The organism is Methylovulum psychrotolerans, assembly GCF_002923755.1.
Lineage (GTDB): Bacteria > Pseudomonadota > Gammaproteobacteria > Methylococcales > Methylomonadaceae > Methylovulum > Methylovulum psychrotolerans.
This window is the reverse complement of the sequence record NZ_PGFZ01000069.1, coordinates 1-1,607: the sequence shown is the minus strand read 5'-3', so window position 1 is coordinate 1,607 and position 1,607 is coordinate 1. Positions and strand designations below refer to the sequence as shown.

At 51.0% G+C, this 1,607-nt stretch carries 1 protein-coding gene and 3 pseudogenes; 2 read left to right on the top strand and 2 right to left on the bottom strand.

Going from position 1 to position 1,607, the window contains the following annotated elements; all coding sequences use genetic code 11:
- A pseudogene (locus AADEFJLK_RS25795) lies at positions 1-121 on the top strand (IS1595 family transposase); the annotation flags it as partial.
- A 5-nt stretch (positions 122-126) separates the two neighbouring features.
- On the opposite strand, the pseudogene AADEFJLK_RS23585 reads toward AADEFJLK_RS25795, so the two are convergent.
- Positions 127-437 (bottom strand): annotated as a pseudogene (locus AADEFJLK_RS23585) (IS701 family transposase); the annotation flags it as partial.
- Between the two features lie 166 nt (positions 438-603).
- Here AADEFJLK_RS23585 and AADEFJLK_RS23580 point away from each other — a divergent pair.
- Positions 604-1,410: a DNA-binding protein gene (locus AADEFJLK_RS23580; protein WP_103976032.1), complete on the top strand. Its 807-nt coding sequence runs from the start codon at positions 604-606 to the stop codon at positions 1,408-1,410.
- A 49-nt stretch (positions 1,411-1,459) separates the two neighbouring features.
- Here the strand turns inward: AADEFJLK_RS23580 and AADEFJLK_RS25790 are convergent.
- Positions 1,460-1,607: pseudogene (locus AADEFJLK_RS25790) on the bottom strand (IS982 family transposase); the annotation flags it as partial.

Sequence of the window (1,607 nt, the reverse complement as noted above, 5' to 3'; positions counted from 1 at the left end):
CGCCTATCGCTTCAACCGCAGGTTCCAGCTCGATAGGCTTCCCATGCGCCTGCTTGTTGCCGCCATCGCCGTTGGGCCTCGCCCAGAGGTTTGGATCCCCTCGGCTGAAGCATCTTGCTAATCAGGACGCCCTTTGCAGTGGTCAAAATGCCAGCACATGACTTCGTTTTCGTCCGTCCAGGCCTTTTCCTGGACGGTGTCGTCGAAGATCAGACAGCCATCGTCGCGCTCGATCTGGCGTACGATAGGCTTTACCTCGCCCTTTATGCCCTTTGGGTACACAGGTCTTTCGAGGTGTATTCCCTCGCGGACAGGTGGCGGGTCATTTGGTCATGGCTGATCTCTCCGTCAAGCATCGCCGACAAGCCCGTCGCCGTTGCAAAGCCTTGGTTGCAAATCAGGTAGTCTGTGTAGAGTTCTATTTTTTCTTTTTCCATCCGTCAATGATACTCTTTTTGGGATGGGGTGCGTAACATCAGATAATAAGCACCTATACTTTGGCTTTAGGCGCTGCCCTTTTTCTCCCTTACGTTTCATCTGTTGTTTAGGTGCGGCAAGCGGCTTAAGTCTCCTGTTTTCTTACCTATACGGTTACGCCTTACCATGCCCAAACTCACCGACACCTACGCTAGAGCTTACGACTGTTGTGACCGGATTCTCACCGAATTAGGCCGCTTCCCTACCATAGACCTAATCCGTGAGCGGATTGGGGTCAATAGTCCGACGACCATCAAAAAGGCGATGAACGAATGGACGCAACATTTTGCCGAACAGCATTTTGACAAATTGCACCGCCCCGATATTCCGGTGACACTCATCCATAGCGTCGAACAAGTCTGGAAACTGGCGGTGCTAGAGGCAGAAAAGGCCTATCTTGACAAAGAAAAAGCCTATCAGCATAGCTTGGCCGAAAACCAAGCGGTACTGGTCCAGCAGCAACAGGAACAGCAAACGTTAAAAGCCATACTTAGGGACACCGACACCGCGTTAGCGCAAGCAGGGCAATACAGCCAAGCCTTGCAACAGCAACTGAACGGACAGCAACAAAAGAATGCGGAGTTGCAAGAAAAGGTAGCGGCCAACGAAAAGCAGTTGCAGGAGCAACACAAGCTTATGCAGGAACAGGCTCTGCGTTGGCAACAGCAACAAGAGCAAGAGCAAGAGTGGTTTGCCCGGCGGCTCAGCGAGGAAAAGCAGTTTCTTGAAGAAAAATGGCAAGAAAAAATTCAAAGGCAAGCCCAACAAATTGCCGTATTGAGCGAATCCGAAACCAGCTTGCGCCAAGTCTGCGCCAGCTTGCGCCAAGAACAACAACGCTTGCAACAGGTTTTAAGTAAACTTGACCAAGGGCAGAATAAGCCGCACCGCTTTAAAATCAAATCAGTGCCTGGTAATAAGCCAAGCCGTTGAGTACGGAGCTTTCTTAAGAAAATACGATAAACACGCGATGTTCGACTTTTTAGATTTGTACCAACCCCTTAAATTGGAGGGGTTGGTGGCGGCCCAGGCAACAATTCAGAAACACCCCTACGGTATGGGCAAGCAGCTTGCGGATGACACGGTTTGCCAAGTGCCAAAGGTTACGCGCCCTGATCCGTTCGATGTGG

Bases quoted from the DNA above. Each gene is read 5' to 3' on its own strand.
- AADEFJLK_RS23580 (WP_103976032.1), top strand. From the start codon at position 604: ATGCCCAAACTCACCGACACCTACGCTAGAGCTTACGACTGTTGTGAC.